Source organism: Flagellimonas lutimaris, from assembly GCF_051494225.1.
GTDB lineage: Bacteria > Bacteroidota > Bacteroidia > Flavobacteriales > Flavobacteriaceae > Flagellimonas > Flagellimonas lutimaris_A.
In genome coordinates this window covers 473,893-493,057 of the sequence record NZ_JBNPYE010000001.1, presented here as the reverse complement: position 1 = coordinate 493,057, position 19,165 = coordinate 473,893, and the positions used below count along the sequence as shown (strand labels likewise).

The 19,165-nt window shown below is 39.9% G+C and carries 16 protein-coding genes; 9 read left to right on the top strand and 7 right to left on the bottom strand.

All coding sequences use genetic code 11. The features are described 5' to 3' along the window. Positions 1 to 2: 2 nt before the first annotated feature. From ACQQ5U_RS02230 to ACQQ5U_RS02210, 5 genes are all read right to left on the bottom strand, one after another. Complete coding sequence (locus ACQQ5U_RS02230; RefSeq protein WP_437395307.1) at positions 3 to 2,390, bottom strand: penicillin acylase family protein; 2,388 nt, start codon at positions 2,388 to 2,390, stop codon at positions 3 to 5. 82 nt (positions 2,391 to 2,472) lie between these two features. Then, a complete protein-coding gene (locus ACQQ5U_RS02225; RefSeq protein ID WP_437395306.1) occupies positions 2,473 to 4,452 on the bottom strand; it encodes a cytochrome c biogenesis protein CcdA in 1,980 nt (659 codons plus the stop codon). Next, complete coding sequence (tilS, locus tag ACQQ5U_RS02220) at positions 4,449 to 5,756, bottom strand: tRNA lysidine(34) synthetase TilS (protein WP_437395305.1); 1,308 nt, start codon at positions 5,754 to 5,756, stop codon at positions 4,449 to 4,451. Before tilS ends, ACQQ5U_RS02225 begins: the two co-directional genes overlap by 4 nt. Positions 5,757 to 5,779: 23 nt before the next feature. Beyond that, a complete protein-coding gene (locus tag ACQQ5U_RS02215; RefSeq protein ID WP_437395304.1) occupies positions 5,780 to 7,063 on the bottom strand; it encodes an anthranilate synthase component I family protein in 1,284 nt (427 codons plus the stop codon). A gap of 6 nt (positions 7,064 to 7,069) precedes the next feature. Further along, positions 7,070 to 7,603: an NADPH-dependent FMN reductase gene (locus ACQQ5U_RS02210; RefSeq protein WP_437395303.1), complete on the bottom strand. Its 534-nt coding sequence runs from the start codon at positions 7,601 to 7,603 to the stop codon at positions 7,070 to 7,072. 130 nt (positions 7,604 to 7,733) lie between these two features. Between ACQQ5U_RS02210 and ACQQ5U_RS02205 the strand changes: the two genes are divergently transcribed. Then, positions 7,734 to 8,930: a heparan-alpha-glucosaminide N-acetyltransferase domain-containing protein gene (locus ACQQ5U_RS02205; protein ID WP_437395891.1), complete on the top strand. Its 1,197-nt coding sequence runs from the start codon at positions 7,734 to 7,736 to the stop codon at positions 8,928 to 8,930. A 59-nt stretch (positions 8,931 to 8,989) separates the two neighbouring features. On the opposite strand, the gene lpdA is transcribed toward ACQQ5U_RS02205, so the two are convergent. Beyond that, positions 8,990 to 10,393: a dihydrolipoyl dehydrogenase gene (gene lpdA / locus ACQQ5U_RS02200; protein ID WP_437395302.1), complete on the bottom strand. Its 1,404-nt coding sequence runs from the start codon at positions 10,391 to 10,393 to the stop codon at positions 8,990 to 8,992. 362 nt (positions 10,394 to 10,755) lie between these two features. Beyond that, complete coding sequence (locus tag ACQQ5U_RS02195) at positions 10,756 to 11,214, bottom strand: Lrp/AsnC family transcriptional regulator (protein WP_437395301.1); 459 nt, start codon at positions 11,212 to 11,214, stop codon at positions 10,756 to 10,758. 150 nt (positions 11,215 to 11,364) lie between these two features. Here ACQQ5U_RS02195 and ACQQ5U_RS02190 point away from each other — a divergent pair, with 150 nt between their 5' ends. The 8 genes from ACQQ5U_RS02190 to ACQQ5U_RS02155 all read left to right on the top strand — a co-directional run bounded on the left by ACQQ5U_RS02190 (position 11,365) and on the right by ACQQ5U_RS02155 (position 19,165). After that, on the top strand, positions 11,365 to 12,585 hold the full coding sequence (locus ACQQ5U_RS02190; RefSeq protein WP_437395300.1) for an aminotransferase class I/II-fold pyridoxal phosphate-dependent enzyme: 1,221 nt from the start codon (positions 11,365 to 11,367) through the stop codon (positions 12,583 to 12,585). A gap of 71 nt (positions 12,586 to 12,656) precedes the next feature. After that, on the top strand, positions 12,657 to 14,147 hold the full coding sequence (gene nhaC / locus ACQQ5U_RS02185; RefSeq protein ID WP_437395299.1) for a Na+/H+ antiporter NhaC: 1,491 nt from the start codon (positions 12,657 to 12,659) through the stop codon (positions 14,145 to 14,147). Positions 14,148 to 14,354: 207 nt separating this feature from the next. Then, complete coding sequence (locus tag ACQQ5U_RS02180; protein WP_119608266.1) at positions 14,355 to 14,999, top strand: peroxiredoxin; 645 nt, start codon at positions 14,355 to 14,357, stop codon at positions 14,997 to 14,999. Positions 15,000 to 15,004: 5 nt separating this feature from the next. Beyond that, positions 15,005 to 15,319, top strand: coding sequence for a thioredoxin family protein (locus ACQQ5U_RS02175; RefSeq protein WP_437395298.1), 315 nt, complete (start codon positions 15,005 to 15,007; stop codon positions 15,317 to 15,319). Beyond that, complete coding sequence (locus tag ACQQ5U_RS02170; protein WP_437395297.1) at positions 15,300 to 15,557, top strand: DUF6952 family protein; 258 nt, start codon at positions 15,300 to 15,302, stop codon at positions 15,555 to 15,557. Before ACQQ5U_RS02175 ends, ACQQ5U_RS02170 begins: the two co-directional genes overlap by 20 nt. 140 nt (positions 15,558 to 15,697) lie before the next feature. Further along, positions 15,698 to 16,063, top strand: coding sequence for a diacylglycerol kinase family protein (locus ACQQ5U_RS02165; RefSeq protein ID WP_437395296.1), 366 nt, complete (start codon positions 15,698 to 15,700; stop codon positions 16,061 to 16,063). Between the two features lie 62 nt (positions 16,064 to 16,125). Then, positions 16,126 to 18,513 carry a DNA translocase FtsK gene (locus ACQQ5U_RS02160; protein ID WP_437395295.1) on the top strand — a complete coding sequence of 796 codons (2,388 nt, stop codon included), beginning with the start codon at positions 16,126 to 16,128 and terminating at the stop codon, positions 18,511 to 18,513. 4 nt (positions 18,514 to 18,517) lie between these two features. Continuing rightward, entirely contained in the window at positions 18,518 to 19,165 is a 648-nt protein-coding gene (locus ACQQ5U_RS02155) for a LolA family protein (protein ID WP_437395890.1), read from the top strand.

Here is a 19,165-nt window from a genome sequence, read left to right as displayed (position 1 = left end):
GGTTAACGGAAGATTAAAATAGACGCTGCGGTTTCTTCTATTTCCTTTTTATTCATCATCATTTTGCGAAATTCTCCATTGACATACATTTGGGCTTGATCTTCATAGTGTTCACTTAAAGGATTTCCTGATTGCCCGGTCGGCAATATGCTGATACTGTTCTCGACATCGGAAAAATCAATGATACGCCTGGTTGATGGACCCGAACTTACTTTGTAATATCCCGTGCTATCGTAAGGAAATGAGAGGTTATTGATGACCTCTCGCGTGCCTTCAACAGGGAACGGGCCTACATTGAAATATTTTCTTAAAGATTCCACTTGGCCAAATGGATGCTGATGTTCCAACGTATGCACCTTGTCCCAAGTCCACTGACTTGAATCTTCGCCAAAATCCTTTACAAGTGATTCCCATGTTTGTGCAAAAGACATCATAACAATATCTTCCCTTGTTTCCACAACATCCGGAGTATTTATATTGTCCCACCATTTTCCACTCTGCATGCTAGATCCCCAAGCAATTTGTCTTTTGAACAAATGAGTCGATAAAAATTGTTTAAACATTTTGGGGCCCAATTCATCTTCCATGGTATTCTTGACCATATAATATAATGTCCTATGGTAAATCACTGGACTGGTTGTATTTAACGAGTATTTACCATTCCAATTCTTTAACGAATCCAAAAGTACCAATTGCTCGCTGTCCAAGTGGGTAACATCAAATAGTTTTATTAATTCGGAAACCACTTCTGTATTTACTGGAGAGGTAACGTCCAATATCATTTCGGATATTGATTCTTTATCCCAATCATCCTTGGCATCCAACAACTGTACTATTCTTTTAGCTCGATTTTCGGGAAGATAATATCCCGGATATAGCATTCCCGCAATAGAATCGGGTTGATTATTGGCGGAATACACATAGTTCCATGGCGGATTTTCAGCCATTGGATTTTCCGAAAAATCCAAATAACGTAGTGGTTCCTGCTTCCCTGTAGTTCCATCCAAAACAAACTTGGTAGAAACACTATCCGGCATCTGGTACAGTTTTGCCGTGGCCCACCATGCCACATTGCCTTCTGCATCACCATACATTACATTAAGTCCTGGCGCATGGATATTGGGCAAAGCACTTTTAAACTCCTTGATGTTTGAAGCATGGCTAATGCCATAGAGTGCATGCATCACCATGTTTTTAGGTTTTGTATAAATCCAAGACATAGCAATTGGTCGATCCCCGGAAATTTGATCCGCTATATTGTTTAAAACAGGTCCATGATGTGTTTTTTTATAGGTAAAGACCACATCATCCCCATCTTTTACTTTTATGGTCTTGTTTACAAATTCATAATCCTTCCAGCCATCTGCGGTTTTGTATTTGGTACTGTCCGATGGATTGGATTCTTCATAATAAAAGTCAATATCATCATTCTCGAACATAGTGAGGCCATAGGCTAATTTTCGGTCGTGACCAAGCAATGGAAAAGGTACACCTGCCAGATGATATCCATATTTCTCATACGTTGGAGTGCTCACATGGGCTTCGTACCATACAGAAGGTTGTGCAAAACCAATATGTGGGTCGTTTGCAAATATAACCTTGCCATTTTTTGCTTTTTGTGGTGCGATTACCCAACTATTGCTTCCCTCAAACTGTGGAATGGGGAGCTTATCCAAAGCTTCGGTTACACTTGCTGTGATATTGATTCCCAAAGTATCCGTTTTGACACCTTTGTAATTTTTGATCCAGACGGTAGAAGTGTCCGAGTTTATCGCCAAATCCTCCATGTATTCGCTTCCCAGCTTATTGCGCATACTGGTCAATAGTGGGTCCGTTTTATGTGCCATAGCAAAACTGAAAGCCATATACCCCACAGCGTTGTACACATCTTCAATGGTGAAGGGCTCCTTTTCCAGACCTGTCAAATAAAATTCGACCGGTGTCGGCCCATTTTTTATAAACTCATTAATGCCATCCAAATAGGCTTGGGCAAGCACAATGGTTTCACTTTCTTTATCTAACTCCTCTATTGTTTTTCTGGTATGATCGTCGATTCCCAAGGAAAGGAAAAATTTATCTGTTTTGATCATGTCCTGGCCAAAAACTTCAGAAAGTCTTCCTTTTGCCACCCTTCGCAACAATTCCATTTGCCACAAGCGGTCCTGGGCATGTACATAACCCAATGCCCTCATTGCATCTGGCTCGTTATCAGCATAAATATGTGGAATCCCGTAGGTATCAAAATAAGTGGTTACCTCATTGGAGATACCGGGCAGGGACTTTTCCCCTCCGTAATCTGGCTTAAGGCTGTTTACAAATATGGCTATGCCAATAATTACAAGTAGAAGTAGTCCTGCGAGTACAAGAAGTACCTTTTTGTATTTTTTCACGAAGAAGGGTTAAGTCAATTAGTCCATCCTAAGGTATAACTATTTTCTTATATGACTAAAAAAATATATTGACAAATATCAATTATTTGTTCATGGATAGATGGTGTTTTTCCAAACCTGATTTAAGCCACTCCTCGTAAGTTTCCACATCCACATACTGTACTGCTTCGTTTAAAATTTCCAAGTTAGGGGAAAGTAGCACATAATAAGGCTGTGATGCTGCATTGAAATTAACGGTTTGGAATGTCCCCCATTTTTGACCTATGGTCTCGATGGCTTTTATCCTCCCGCTATCAAATTTAAAATCGAACTGTTCTGATTCCGGGAGCTCTTTTCTATCGTCCACATAAAGGGAAATCAACACGTAGTCGTCTTTCAGTAACGAATATACGGCAGGGTCGCTCCAAACATTTTCTTCCATTTTTCTACAGTTAACACAGGCCCATCCCGTGAAATCGAGCAAAATAGGTTTGTTTGCTTCTTGTGCATAAGCTACACCCTCTTCAAAATCCTTAAAACAATCCAAACCTAAGGGACAATCGCTTTCCGTTTCCACAACACTATAAAAGCTTGGTGGTGGAAATCCACTAAGTAGTTTCAAGTTACTGATATTGAAAAGCCCCAGAATCAAATAAACCGTAAAAGCCAAGCTTGCCAATCCTGTTAATTTTCTAGCAGGTGAAAGATTTTTTTTAGGCCCATCATGTGGAAACCTGAAGATTCCGAAAAGATATAAGGTCATTAAAATAAAGAGCACCACCCAGATACCTATAAATATTTCTCTTTTAAAGATGCCCCAGTTACCAACCAAATCGGCATTGGACAAGAATTTAAAGGCCAAGGCCAGCTCCAAAAAGCCAAGTACCACTTTAACTGTGGTCATCCATCCGCCGGATTTTGGCAGGGAATTCAACCAGGCTGGGAACATAGCAAAGAGAGCAAATGGCAAGGCCAAGGCCAAACCAAAGCCAACCATCCCAGAAGTTAAATTAGTCGCCACATTACCTTCCGCAAGAGTTGTACTTCCTAAAAGTCCACCCAAAATTGGTCCAGTACACGAAAATGACACAATGGCCAAGGTCAACGCCATAAAAAAGATACCTAGTCCCCCTCCTACTTTGGATGAGGCCGAATCCATTTTATTGGCCCAAGAACTGGGCAAGGTCAATTCGTAATAGCCAAAAAACGAAAAGGCAAAGAATACAAAAATCACAAAGAAGAACACATTGAGCCAAATATTCGTGGCTATGGTGTTCAATATTTGTGAGTCCACCGAATTGAATAAATGGAAAGGTAAACTCAACAAGAAATAAATTAATACGATAAAAAATCCATATAACAGTGCATTGGCTATCCCCTTGGACTTGTTCTGTGATTGTTTGGTGAAAAAAGAAACTGTTAAAGGAATCATGGGGAAAACGCAGGGCGTCAGCAATGCAATTAGCCCACCAATGAAACCTAGACCAAAAATCACCCATAGATTGGATTTTCCTTCGGAATCCGTCACTCCGGATTGATTCAAGAGGGTTTTGTTTTTTAAATCGACCTTGAGCGATTCTCCAAGGGCCACACTTCGTTCATCCAAGGATGTCTCTTCCGCCACAAACCCACTTCCATCCAACGAAATCTGGAAAAGTTCATCAACAGGAAGACACACTTCCTTGCAAATCTGATAAAATAGATTCACCGAAATTTGATTGACTTCAGGATCTAATAATTTTATTTTCTGTGTAAAGATGGCCTCTTTCTTAAAGAACGTCTCCTCAACTTCAAAAATGTCGCTATACTCTTTTATAGTTTCACTTTCTTCTGTTTCACCGATAAGTTCATAGTCTTCGCCAGCTTTTTCAAAAGTAAATTCACTGGGGAGCGAACCTCCCTCGTCGGTGTATTGTGAATACACATGCCACCCGTCCATAATCTTTCCCTTGAACACCAGTTCATATTCGGTATCGGATAATTTATGTACTTCGTGGCTCCAAACTGCAGGATTTTCATCCGTTTGGGCAAAAGTGATCAGATTGATGAAGAATAGTCCTAAAAACAGTACTAATGATCTCATGTATGTTGTGTAATCTTTATTATTTGTTGGGTTGAATCCTCAACCTTGAATCGTTCATCGGCTCTTTTGCCCACAACCCAAACAATTTTATTGTCCGAGCAGAGCAACCATTGTTTTTCTTTGGAAATCACATCCATTTTCTCATCCTTGAAAAACTTGGAGAGTTTCTTTTTTCCTTTCATGCCGAAAGGATAAAAATAGTCGCCTTTTTCCCAATTCCTTAACACTAACGGAAAGTTTAACTTTTCCTTATCCAAAAAGACGACTTTTTGACCTTGGTTTTCAAGGTTTTTAACGTTTTCCAGTTTTAGTTTGATGGGCGACTCGGATGTAGTTCCATTTATATAGACAGGGTATGTTCGGCTTACCCTACTTTTTATTTCAGAAAGAATAAGGAAATCCCTATCCTTGAGCAATAGATGGGTTTTGGAAATTACTTGTTTTCCACTCATTGCAGTCAACAAGGCTTTTACATCTTCCCATTCCGTAAAACCGTAATCTTTAAACAATCCATACAGATAGGACTCCAAGGGCTGTAGCTGTTCCAGTTCTTCAATGTTTATTTTGATGGCTCCATCCCTCGGCTCAAACAATTTAGCCTTTAAATCATTTAAATGATTGGTGACCAAATCGTTGGTTTGCTGTAAATAATTTTGGGTGTTCAGGAAGTTTTGCAAAAAAGTAGGATGCAGTTCCTTTAAAATCGGCACAATTTGATGACGAATTTTATTCCGAAGATATTTGGAACTCGCATTGCTGCTATCTTCTCGCCACTTGATGTTTTCTGAATTCGCATAACCCAAAATCTCCTCTTGAGAAAAAGGGAGCAAAGGTCGAACTACCTTTTCGTTCACTTCTGGAATCCCAGAAAGTCCATCAATTCCAGTGCCTCGAGACAAGTTAATCAGGAAGGTCTCCAAACTGTCATCGGCATGGTGGGCGGTCAGTACATAATCAAAACCTTTGGTTTTTAAAAGTTCATCAAACCATTGGTAGCGCAGCTCTCGTGCTGCCATTTGCACTGAACCTCGATGTATTTCGGCATATTGCTTAGTATCAAAACTCTTTACATAAACCTGAACACCTAATTCAGTTGCAAGTTCACGTACAAAATTTTCATCCCCATCGCTCTCTTCACCTCGAAGGTTAAAATTGCAATGGGCCAATGCAATGTCCAAGTTAGCAGCAGCGCTTAAATGGGCCAACACCACACTATCCACACCTCCGCTGTAGGCCAATAACAGCTTTTTCCCTTTTAGGAAAGGCATTTTGTTGCTAATGTGTTCTTTGAACTTTGGGAACATGGCGCAAATTTACGAATTAACACTTAGCCTTCTTCCAATACTGTTCGCATCGCTTTAGCTTTTAGCAAACATTCTTGGTATTCATTTTCTGGATTGGATTTTGAAGTTATGGCACCTCCTACAGAAAAGGACACATACTTTTTGGTCGCATTGTACAAAATACTTCGAATCACCACATTGAAGTCGAAATTACCGTGTGGATCAAAGTACCCCACTGTACCGCTATACAAACCCCGTTTAGTTTCTTCCAATTCCTCAATAATTTTCATTGCCGAAATTTTCGGAGCTCCAGTCATACTGCCCATGGGAAAGGTTTCTTTAATAAGCTCTACTGGATTCTTATCCTTGGAAACCGTTGAAACTATGGTCGAGATCAATTGATGTACTTGCTTAAAAGTGTATGCATTACATAATTCTTTAACTTGCACTGAACCTTTCAATGCACTCTTGGACAAATCGTTGCGAACAAGGTCGGTGATCATAATATTTTCTGCTCGCTCCTTTTCATCTTTGGTCAATGCTATTTTGATTCTTTTGTCCTCATCTTCATTCATTCCTCTTGGCGCAGTACCTTTTATAGGCTGGGAAATTGTTTTCTGACCCGTTTTTTTGATATAGCGTTCCGGTGAAGCACATATCAGGTACCTATAATCTAACTTTACAAATGCAGCAAAAGGCGGTTCAGATATGGCATTGAGCTTGTTATAGGTTTCCCACGGGTCAATAGAAACGTCTTCTGCAAAAAACTCCTGACAAAAATTGGCTTCGTAAATATCCCCACGGTGAATATGTTCCAGAAATCGATTGGCCTTTTCAAAATAGGCATCCTTATGGATTCGCATTTTAATTTTGATGGGGTCGGTTACCTTTTTTGGAGCACTGGTTGACCGATACTTGATGATTTCGGCATAATCCGACTCAATTTCGTTGGCAAAGGCCTCCAAATACTTAAAATGGAGCTCTCCGTCTGCAACAATTATAATTTTATTGGGCTGAAAGAACTGTAGCACTGGAAATCCAAGAGCATCAAAGTTATTGGAGCTCAATTCTTCCAACTCATTTTTAAAATCATAGGAGAAATAACCAAAGAACCAATCCTTCTCAAGTTCCATAAAGGTTTGAAGTTCATCCACATCAGTAATTACCTGAGAAGTCCCTACGGCCAGACAAGCTTCAAAACTGGAATATGGGTCCTGGTGTGAATTACTATCTAACCAAGCAACTTCCCGATGCGCTCTCGACCATTGAAACAGTGCATTCTTACTTTGTAAAAGAGAGGTGATTTTAAATGAACGGTGTTTTCGCAATACCTACTATTTTAACGAATTTAAAAAAGTATTCAATGCTTTTTGATGTTCACTTTTTAGGTCTTCGTCTAAAATGCCATCATCACCAAAGTTATCATTAAAAGACTTTAGGGAAAATGTGGCCAAGACCTCACCCCCAAACTTCGGCAACATATTTTCCAAGACCCCCAAAGACCTAGAGCCACCATATCTTCCAGGTGAAGCGGACATTAGCAATACTTTTGTGTCTTCCAAGAAATTTCTATCCAGTCTCGAGAGCCAATCCAATACGTTTTTAAAGTAGGCTGAAGGATTTCCATTATGCTCATTTGCCGACAAGATAATCCCTTCTGATTTTTTGATATCATCTTTCAATTTCATCAAAGCATTCGAAAAGCCATGTTCCTTTTCGTAGTCTTCACTATACATGGGAAATGAGTGCTCTGCCATATTGAGTATCTGAATATCATGGTTTTGCACTAAAGCAATAGTATGTTTTACCAATTTAAAATTGATAGAAGTTGAAGAATTGCTTCCGGCAAATGCCAAAATTGCAGCCATAATATAAAATCATTGATTCTTTCGCTAAAATACCCCAATCGAAGCAGAGATGCGACTATTTTGCATATTTTTGGCTCAAAGAACATCCAAACTACCTGCAAAACAAGTATATAGGTTGAACGTGAATCAGATGACAGCCAAAAGCAATAGGTTATTTTTTATTGATGCCATGCGGGCATGGGCCATTTTGATGATGCTGCAAGGACACTTCATTGATGGTTTATTGGATCCTGTTTTTAGGGATTCCAGCAACGCTATTTACAATGTTTGGCTGTACTTTCGTGGGATTACCGCCCCTGTCTTTTTTACTGTTTCCGGTTTTATTTTCACTTACTTGTTGATTCGGGTTCCAGAAAATGGAATGGATAATCCAAGAGTTGCAAAAGGCATCCGACGCGGACTGCAACTTTTGGCGATTGGGTATTTACTTCGATTGAACCTTGGTGGACTCTTAAAAGGTGAAATTTACAACGCATTTTATTTGGTGGATGTACTTCACTGCATAGGCCTTTCTATTTTAGGATTGATCGGTGTTTATGTGCTTACCGCCAAAAGAAAAAAATATGTATTCCCACTGGTTTTAGTGAGTATCACCTTGGTACTCTTCTTGTTTGAAAGAGTTTATAAAGATTGGTCTTTTGCTTTTCTGCCCAATTTTATAGCCAACTATTTTACCAAGATCAATGGTTCAGTATTTACGATTATTCCTTGGTTTGGCTATGCCACATTAGGTGCCTTTATTTCTGTACTTTTTACGAGGTTCAAAAATTATAAGTACTTGTATCCCGCTGCTATTTCCATTGCTTTGGCGGTTGGTTACTTACTGATTTATCAATCATCCAATGCTTTTGCTGGACTTTATAAATGGACCGGGTTGGAAATGTTCAACCTAATATTATCCAACAATTATTTATTTATCCGATTAGGGAATGTATTTGTTGTTTTTGCGGTATTCATGGTACTTCGACAGTTTATGACGAACAAAACCGTTTTACAAATCGGGGCAAGTACACTTTCCATATACGTGATTCACTTTATCATACTTTATGGAAGTTTCACTGGCTTGGGATTGTATCGTTTCTTCAACCATTCCCTTTCACCGGAAATTGTGATTCCAGGTGCTCTCGCTTTTATGATTGCCTGTTCCTATTTGTCTCTACAATACAACAAGTATGAATCGAGCATCAAATCACAAATTGGTTTGGGTATTTCTTATACCAAATCCCAGTTTATTGAATTGAAAGAAATTTCTATTCCCGCACTACGAGAGATTTACATCAGAGCTCGACTATTTCTTCGAAGAGTTCTACGTACGGTTAGAAGCTAAAAAAAAGCATCCAACCTTACGATTGAATGCTTTATAATCTTTGATTATAACTTCTTTAACTATACATGCAAGGCCCTGTCATCAGTGGCGGCCAATGCCGCTTCTTTGACAGCTTCGGCAAAAGTTGGGTGGGCATGGCTCATACGCGAAATATCCTCTGCTGACGCCCTAAACTCCATGGCGGTAACACCTTCGGTGATTAAATCGGCGCATCTCGCACCTATCATATGTACTCCCAATACCTCATCTGTACTCTTATCGGCTAGAATTTTCACGAAACCATCAATGTCCATACTAGCTCTGGCTCTGCCTAAGGCACGCATCGGAAACTGACCCACTTTGTAATCAACACCTTCCTCTTTCAATTGCTCTTCTGTTTTACCAACAGCGGCAACTTCTGGCCATGTGTAAACCACTCCAGGAATCAAGTTGTAATCAATATGTGGCTTTTGCCCCGCCAAAATTTCAGCGACCATAGTCCCCTCTTCTTCCGCTTTATGTGCCAACATGGCTCCTTTTACCACATCACCTATGGCGTAAATATTAGCTACATTGGTCTGTAAATGCTTGTTCACCTCTACTCTACCCCTATCATCTAATTTCACTCCAGCAGCTTCGGCATTTAATCCTTCAGTGTAAGGTTTACGGCCAACACTTACCAAGCAGTAGTCACCTGTAATGGTTACTTCCTTGCCTTTTTTGTCATCGGCTTTCACAATTACCTCATCACCTTTACGCTCCACAGATTTTACTTTGTGAGATAGGTTGAACTTCACCTTTTGCTTTTTCATCACTTTGGTAAGTTCTTTGGACAAAGCGCCATCCATTCCTGGGATAATTCGGTCCATATACTCCACAACGGTAACATCGGAGCCCAAGCGCTTGTATACCTGACCCAATTCCAAACCAATTACGCCACCACCGATAACAATCATATGTTTTGGAACTTCTTTAAGTTTCAAGGCTTCCGTGGAGGTAATTACTCTTTCTTTATCAATTTCAATAAAAGGCAAGGATGATGGTTTAGAACCAGTAGCTATAATGGTATTCTTAGCTTCAATGGTTTCCTCACCGTCCTCTTTTGCGATATTGATATGTGTAGCATCCTTAAAACTTCCAACTCCGTGGTAGACATCGATTTTGTTTTTGCTCATCAAAAACTCGATACCCTTGGTGGTTTGGTCAACCACACCTTGTTTACGGGCAATCATTTGCTCCAAGTTCACTTTTACTTCCCCTGGAATGTCGATACCGTGCTCCTCGAAGTGCTTTACGGCATCCTCGTAATGGTGCGATGAGTCCAAAAGTGCTTTGGATGGGATACAACCTACGTTAAGGCAAGTACCTCCGAGAGTAGCATATTTTTCTATTATTGCCGTTTTCATTCCCAATTGGGCACATCGAATGGCCGCTACATAGCCTCCAGGTCCAGAGCCAATGATAGCTACATCATATTGATTCATATTATATTATTTGTAAGGATAATTGCTAAAAAGCTTTGTTCTTTAAAAACAACCGTAAAAGTACAAATGTTTTTCGGGACAGTACCAATCCATTCTGTTGGATTATTTGTTGGTTAGACTGTTGGCTTGCTGCATAACTGGATTATTAGATTATTGGACTGGTGGATTGTTAGATGGTTGGATTTAATGTTTCCTGTAAAACAAAAAAAGATTTTTCAATCAATATGGTAAATTTTATTTCGAAATGACACTAATTGGTCGCCAATCCACACATCGAAAGTCTTGCTTACTGAATCTTTTCTCTTGACTTTTGTTAGAAAGATTCTTCAAATATTAGGTGTTTTTAGAATGACAGGCACAAACTAAATATGCACAGAAGGACTATTCTTTACCTCATTGATAACAAAGGAACTTTGGGTATTTCCAATATTGGTGATGGCGGTGAGTTTAGTAACCATAAACTCCCTGTAACTTTTCATATCCTCAACAAATATTTTCAAAATATAATCGTAATCCCCTCCTACATGAAAGCATTCTGAGACTTCTTGAAGCTGTAGCACCTCGCGTTCAAATTTCAAGACATTTTCCTTGGTATGCTGCACCAGGCGTATTTGACAGAGTACCATAAAATCGCGCCCAATTTTTTCTTTATCCACCAAAGCAGCATATTGGGTAATCACCCCATTACGCTCCAGACGACGAATTCTTTCATAGACCGCAGTTTTGGACAAATGCAAAGCATCTGCATACTGCTTTGTTGTCTTTTTGCAGTCTTCTTGGAGCAATCTCAACAGCTCAATGTCCACTTTATCCAGTTTCATACCGACGATTTTTCCAACTATTACGGCTAAATTCCAATTTTATGGAACAATAACCTAATCATTTTATTATTTAGGACAAATATTCATTATTTAAACATATCTATTGATTTTAGGTCTATCAATTCATATTTTTATCAAAAACTGTACATTATGGACTATAAAGCATCAGAACACATACAAGATTTACAATATTTTGGGGAATTTGGAGGTGTAAACCCTTCTATATCAGATTCATCAACTTATACTTTCCTTTCTGCAAAAACCATGTTCGACACTTTCGAGGGGAATACTGAAGGCTGCTACCTGTATAGTAGACACTCCTCCCCTTCCAATTTATACTTGGGTGAAGCCATGGCGCAACTGGAAGGAACGGAAGCTGCCAATGTATACGCCAGCGGTATGGGTGCCATTACTGCTGTTATACTTCAGTTGTGTGATTCTGGCGACCATATTGTATGCAGCAGAACCATTTATGGGGGCACTTATGCCTTCTTAAAGAACTTTGTAAAGAAATTCAATATCTCAGTTTCCTTTATAGACATCACTGATTTGGAAACGGTTGAGAAATCCATCACACCAAAAACCAAAATGATTTACTGTGAGGCGGTGAGCAACCCTTTATTGGAGATCGCCGATATCCCTTCGCTGACCAAAATCGCCAAAAAGAACGAGATGCCATTGGTGGTCGATAACACCTTTTCTCCTTTGACCATAAATGCGGCACAATTGGGAGCTGATATTGTAGTGCACAGCCTTACCAAGTTTATCAACGGCAGTAGTGATTGCGTTGCGGGAGCCGTTTGTGGAACAACAGATTTTTGTCTCAGTTTAAAAGATGTGAATAACGGAGCTGGAATGCTCTTGGGAAGTACTTTGGACAGTTTGCGGGCCGCTTCAATCCTTAAGAATATGCGAACACTTCATATCCGCATCAAAAAACATAGTGAAAACGCCCATTATTTGGCCAAACAATTTGAGAAAGACGGTTTAAAAGTGGTGTACCCTGGTTTGGAAAGTCATTCTGGTCATGACTTGATGAAATCCCAGATGAATCACGAATATGGTTTTGGGGGCATGCTCACTCTAGATGTTGGTTCAGTGGAAAGGGCCAATGCTTTGATGGAACTTATGCAAAAAGAAAAACTGGGCTATTTAGCAGTAAGTCTTGGGTTCTATAAAACCTTGTTCAGCGCTTCGGGAACTTCAACTTCTTCCGAAATTCCAGAAGAAGAACAAAAAGAACTGGGTCTTTCCCAGGGACTTATCCGTTTCTCAATCGGATTGGACAACGATATACACAAAACATACATCACCATGCGTGAGTGCATGGATAAGCTAGGTATTTTATCTCCCGATGCAAGTTTGGCCTAAGAAGTAAACCTATGTTGTTTGCACAGCATAGTGCAAAATCGTAATATTACCTTCTAACAAACTCAGACCAAATGCCGAAAAAAGCGGAAAAGCCAAAATTTAGGGAAGATGAACACATTGTAGAAAATAAAAATTTAACTATTGCCGAAGCACTTATACCTGTTTTTGCATTGGTTGCCATGTTGGCCTATAATGTTTATGTTTTTGGAGATGATGCCCTAAGTGGTTCCAACCAATTTATTCTATTAATGGGTGGTGCGGTGGCCGCCATTGTCGGGTTCTTTAATAAAGTTTCTTATAAGCAGATGATTGCTGAAGTGGCCGAAAATGTCAAGTCCACTACAGGAGCTTTGCTTATTCTCTTGATGGTAGGTGCACTTTCGGGCACTTGGTTGGTCAGCGGTATTATTCCTGCTATGATTTATTACGGGCTTCAAATCTTGAATCCTACCATATTTTTGGCGGCCAGCGTAGTTATTTGTGCCATTATTTCCATTGCCACAGGCAGTAGCTGGACTACAGCTGCAACCGTAGGTATTGCACTTATTGGTATCGGCGATGCCTTGGGAATTTCGTTGGGAATGACGGCTGGCGCAGTGCTTTCCGGTGCTTATTTTGGAGATAAAATGTCACCTTTAAGCGATACCACTAACCTTGCTCCTGCAATGGCTGGTGGAGATTTGTTCTCCCACATTCGCTACATGACCTATACTACGGTTCCAACGATTATTGTGACCTTGATTGTTTTCATCATTCTTGGATTTACTATTGACACTTCTGGTGAAGCGGATACCGGCTCAATACTAGCAAATATCAGTTCAACCTTCAATATAAATGGCTGGTTGTTTTTGGTGCCATTGGTCGTTATTGGTTTGATTGTAAAAAAGGCCCCACCTTTATTGGCACTTTTGATAGGCACACTCTTAGGTGGTGTTTTTGCACTTATTTTTCAACCAGACATTGTGGCCAACATTGGCGGAGGCGCAGCCTTAAGTTTTGAGTCCGGCTATAAAGGTATTTTAAATGCCATTACCATTGATACATCTATTGCAACTGACGACCCAGCTCTTAACGAACTTTTCTCCTCCGGAGGGATGTCAGGAATGTTGGGCACCATTTGGTTGATAGTCTGCGCCATGGTATTTGGAGGTATTATGGATGGAATTGGAGCCTTGGAAAGAATTACAGAATCCCTTCTAAAATTGGCAAAGACCACTTTTGGATTGTTCGCCAGTACCGTAGGAAGCTGTTTGGCATTGAACGTTACCGCATCCGACCAGTATTTGGCCATTGTTGTGCCTGGAAAAATGTTTTCCAAAGCCTACGAGGAACGTGGATTGGCCCCGGAAAACCTAAGTAGAACTTTGGAAGATTCGGGTACGGTTACCTCGGTTTTGGTGCCTTGGAATACCTGTGGAGCATATCACAGTAGCGTTTTAGGTGTGGGGATCGGCGAGTATGCCCTCTATGCCGTATTCAATTGGTTAAGTCCCATAATGACATTGTTGTTTGCCGCCTTCAGCATTAAGATCAAGCAACTTGCAACAAGTACAGCTGAATAAATTTTCATTCTACTTTATAAACAAAGACAACTTCATTAAGAAGTCATTAAAATTTGGATTCAAATTTTGCTTTAACATCAAAAAACACAAGTTTTTTTTGATGCATAGTCACGGTTTATCAAACTATAAGAAATACTAATTTTCAAGTTGAAAAAAGCCGTAAATCCGCACTATTTTTGCCACTCGAAATTCTTAAAAATCCAATAAATGACTTTAGTAGGAAGAAAATTTCCAAACATTGAAGTAAACGCCATCGACGAATTGGGCGACACATTCAAAATCAACATTTTAGAGAAAGCGAAAGCCGAAAACAAGAAAGTTTTACTTTTCTGGTACCCAAAAGATTTCACTTTTGTTTGCCCAACAGAGCTATTTGCATTTCAACAAAACCTAAGTGAGTTTGAAAAGAGAAATACCATTGTTATAGGAGCTTCTTGTGATACTGCCGAAGTACATTTCGCATGGTTGAACACCGAAAAAGACAATGGTGGAATCGAAGGTGTATCCTACCCTATCGTTTCTGATAGCAATAGAAACCTAGCGACTGCCTTGGGTATTTTGGACATTATGAAGGAAGACTACAACGAGGAGACCAATTCTGTTGTAGTTGAAGGTGACAATGTAACCTACCGAGCTACATATTTGATCGATGAGGAAGGAACCGTATTCCATGAGAGTATCAACCATATGCCATTGGGAAGAAACGTAAAGGAGTTTTTGCGTTTGGTAGATGCCTACACCCACGTTCAGGAAAAAGGGGAGGTTTGTCCGGCAAACTGGGAAGAAGGAAAAGAAGCCATGAATGCTGATAGAGCCGGTGTTTCCGATTACTTGGCTAATCACGTAAACTAATCGCTATGATTGTAGAATTGGACAAAGACAACCTAAGCGAGGTTATTGCCGACAATGACAACGTAGTAGTACAGTTCAGCGCATCTTGGTGCGGAAACTGTAGAATTATGAAGCCAAAGTTCAAAAAGGAAGCCTCTTTGAACGAGAACATAACCTTTGTAATGGTAGATGCCGAAAAATTCCCGGAATCCAGAAAATTGGCAAACGTGGACAACTTGCCCACATTCGCAGCTTTTTCAAATGGATCTTTGAAGAATCAGGTGCAGACCAATAAATATGATGTTTTAAAAGACTTGATCAATGAAGTTGCCCATAATTAAACAATTGGTCAATTTTGCCGAGGAGCACGACGAGGATTATTTACAGGAAACTGCAGATACCCTTGAAAGTGTTTGTGAAGTTTCAAGTTTAAAAGAAGAAGAACTTGACATGATAGGAGAATTGATCTCCAACCTTTATGGTGCCATCGAAGTATCCAACGAAATCAAAAATGGAGCTTCAAAAAAAGAAGCCTTGAATGGTTTTATGTCCAGAGTGCTCGGCTCAATAGACAAGTAACGGACATTGTTACAAACGTTGAAATAAGAACCTTCCCGTAACACACTTCGGGAAGGTTTTTTTAGTATTTTTGACACCATGCCGCATCAAGCTTTCGGCTAGTGGATTAATGTCAAAACAAATACTTGAAGCATTAATAGATGCCTAAAGAATCTTTTCTTCAGAACAGGATAAAAAGTGTGGGATATGCCCTAAAGGGCATGCTTCTATTGCTACGCACAGAACCCAGCATCAAGATTCAGTTCGTTATAGCATTAGCGGTTACAGCACTAGGTTTTTATTTTAAAATCTCCGATACCGAGTGGATTCTTCAACTACTATCCATTGGTTTGGTAATGGGCGTAGAAGGTGTAAACACCGCTATTGAAAAAATCTGCGACTATATTCAGCCCAAATTGGACCCGAAAATTGGTTTGATAAAAGATATTTCCGCAGGAGCCGTTATGATAGTATCGGTCATAGCAAGCATTATTGGTTTGATTATCTATGTACCCAAAATCTTTTAGTAAAATCCAAGACCACGAGTAGCAACGTAAATTTGTAACTTAGCCCAGCTTAAAAACAATTAATGGCCAAAAAAAGAACAAAATCTAAATCAAAAAAAACTACTACCGCTGCCAAAAAGAAGGTATCTTTTAAACCCTCCAAGCAGAACAAAATCATTTTTGGTAGTCTTTTGATAGTTCTCAGTATTGCACTTTTCTTCTCTTTTATGTCATTTTACTTTACATGGCAAGAAGACCAGAGTATGCTTTCCCAATTTGCGGATCGAAATGCCCAAGCAAGTAACTTGTTGAACAAATTTGGGGCCAATGTAAGTCACTTTTTTATGTATAAAGGATTTGGTCTGGCTTCCTTTGTGTTTCCATTTTTACTTGCAGTAACAGGGCTTTATCTTTTTCTTGGTTTAAATGGAAAACGCCTTATTTCCAAATGGATTTGGGGCTTGGTCGGAGTAATTTGGGGTTCCGTTGCCCTAGGATTTTTCGCGGCAGACTTTCCATTATTGGGAGGACTTATCGGTTATGAAATGAACGATTTTCTTCAAGATTACACAGGTAAAATAGGCGTGTTTTTGATTCTGATATTTGTTTTGATGGTGATTTTGGTACAGCTCTTCAATTTTACGCCCGAAGGTTTTGCCAATTTCTTCCGCAAACAAAAGCAAAAAATCAAATCTGATTTTAAGGAGGAGCCATCGGTTCAAACCACGGAAACCCCAATAGAAAATGAAGAAGGAAGTATTATATTAAGTACTGATGATTCCGTTCCCGAAAAAATTGATACGTATACGCACAAAGAGGATATTCCCCCATTAAATGAGGAAGCTGGACTTGACGTTAACCTTCCACAAGAAGAAGAGTCCGATCTTGACCTAAAAGTCGAAGAAACCACTATCGAGGAAGAAACCGATGCCAAGGCGGCCAAACTGGTAGAAGATTTTGGAGAGTTCGACCCTAAACTGGAATTGGGCAACTACAAATTCCCTACACTAGATCTTTTAGAAGCCCATGGTGCTTCCGGAGGAATCACTATTAACCAAGAAGAACTTGAGGAAAACAAAAACAGAATTGTAAGCACCCTTAAAAACTACAAAATAGGGATTGCCCAGATCAAAGCGACCATTGGCCCTACGGTAACCCTATATGAAATTGTACCCGAAGCGGGAATCCGTATTTCCAAGATCAAAAACTTGGAGGACGACATAGCACTTTCCTTGGCTGCTTTAGGAATTCGTATTATCGCTCCCATTCCAGGAAAAGGAACTGTGGGTATTGAAGTGCCGAACAAAAATGCGACCATTGTTTCCATGAGATCCGTGATTGCATCCAATAAATTCCAAAAAGCGGAAATGGAACTGCCCATCGCTTTTGGGAAAACCATCAGCAATGAGACTTTTGTAGTCGACTTGGCCAAAATGCCCCACATGCTTATGGCGGGTGCCACAGGTCAGGGTAAATCGGTGGGCCTAAATGCCGTTATCACCTCCCTCCTCTATAAAAAGCATCCGGCAGAGGTTAAATTCATCTTGGTGGACCCTAAAAAGGTGGAATTGACACTCTACAACAAAATTGAACGTCATTTCTTGGCCAAACTTCCTGATTCCGAAGAAGCCATCATCACCGATAATACCAAGGTTATCAATACCTTGAATTCGCTTTGTATTGAAATGGACCACCGCTACGAGCTGTTAAAATCGGCCATGGTACGAAACATTAAAGAATATAACACCAAGTTCAAAGCCAGAAAATTGAATCCGAACGATGGACATAAGTTTTTGCCGTACATCGTTTTAGTGATAGACGAGTTTGCCGATTTGATCATGACAGCCGGTAAGGAAGTGGAAACACCCATTGCCAGATTGGCACAATTGGCACGTGCCATCGGTATTCACTTGATCATTGCTACGCAAAGGCCTTCTGTAAACGTAATTACGGGTATTATTAAAGCTAACTTCCCTGCGAGGATAGCGTTTAGGGTAACCTCAAAAATAGATTCCAGAACTATTTTGGATGCCCAAGGTGCAGACCAGCTGATTGGTCGCGGAGACATGCTCTTTACCCAAGGAAACGATGTTACAAGGCTTCAATGCGCGTTTGTGGACACCCCCGAAGTAGCTAAAATTACCGATTATATTGGCTCGCAACGTGCCTACCCTGAAGCACACGTGCTGCCAGAGTATGTAGGTGAGGAATCTGGCACAAGTCTTGATAATGATATTGCGGACAGGGATGCCATGTTCAGGGACGCTGCTGAAGTAATTGTAATCGCCCAACAAGGCTCAGCCTCCTTAATTCAACGAAAATTAAAACTGGGATATAATAGAGCGGGTAGAATTATAGATCAATTGGAAGCCGCAGGAATTGTAGGGCCATTTGAAGGAAGTAAAGCAAGGCAGGTTCTTGTGCCCGATATGTATTCTTTGGAACAACTATTAGAAAATGAAGCAAAATAAGACCATGATCAAGAAAAATATTTTTTTTATAGCATTGTTTACCGTTGGACTTTTTTCCTACGGCCAGAACTCCGATAAGGCCAAAGCACTTTTGGATGAAGTATATAACAAGGTCCAGAGTTACGACAATATTTATATTGATTTCCAATCCACCTTGGAAAACACAGAGGCCAATCTAAAACAGGAAACCAATGGTAACGTAACTTTGGATGGTGAAAAATATCTATTGAACTATTTTGGAGCCACACAATTGTATGATGGCAAAAAAGTGTACACTGTGGTCCCGGAAAATGAAGAAGTAACCATTGAGGACGTCAACGAGGACAATGACAACGTGAGTCCTTCTAAAATGTTGACATTCTATAAAACAGGTCACAACTATCAATGGGACATTCTTCAAAATGTAGGCGGGAGAAAAATTCAGTATGTAAAGTTGATTCCCATTGACTCCAATACTGAGATAAAATCGGTGCTTTTGGGAGTAGATACGCAAACGAAGCACATCTACAAACTGATTCAAACGGGAAACAATGGTACCAAAACCACCATTACCGTTAATTCTTTCAAAACCAATCAGCCCATATCGAGTACTCTGTTTACCTTTGACGAGAAAAAGTACGAGGACAAAGGGTACTACATTATAAGAAACTAG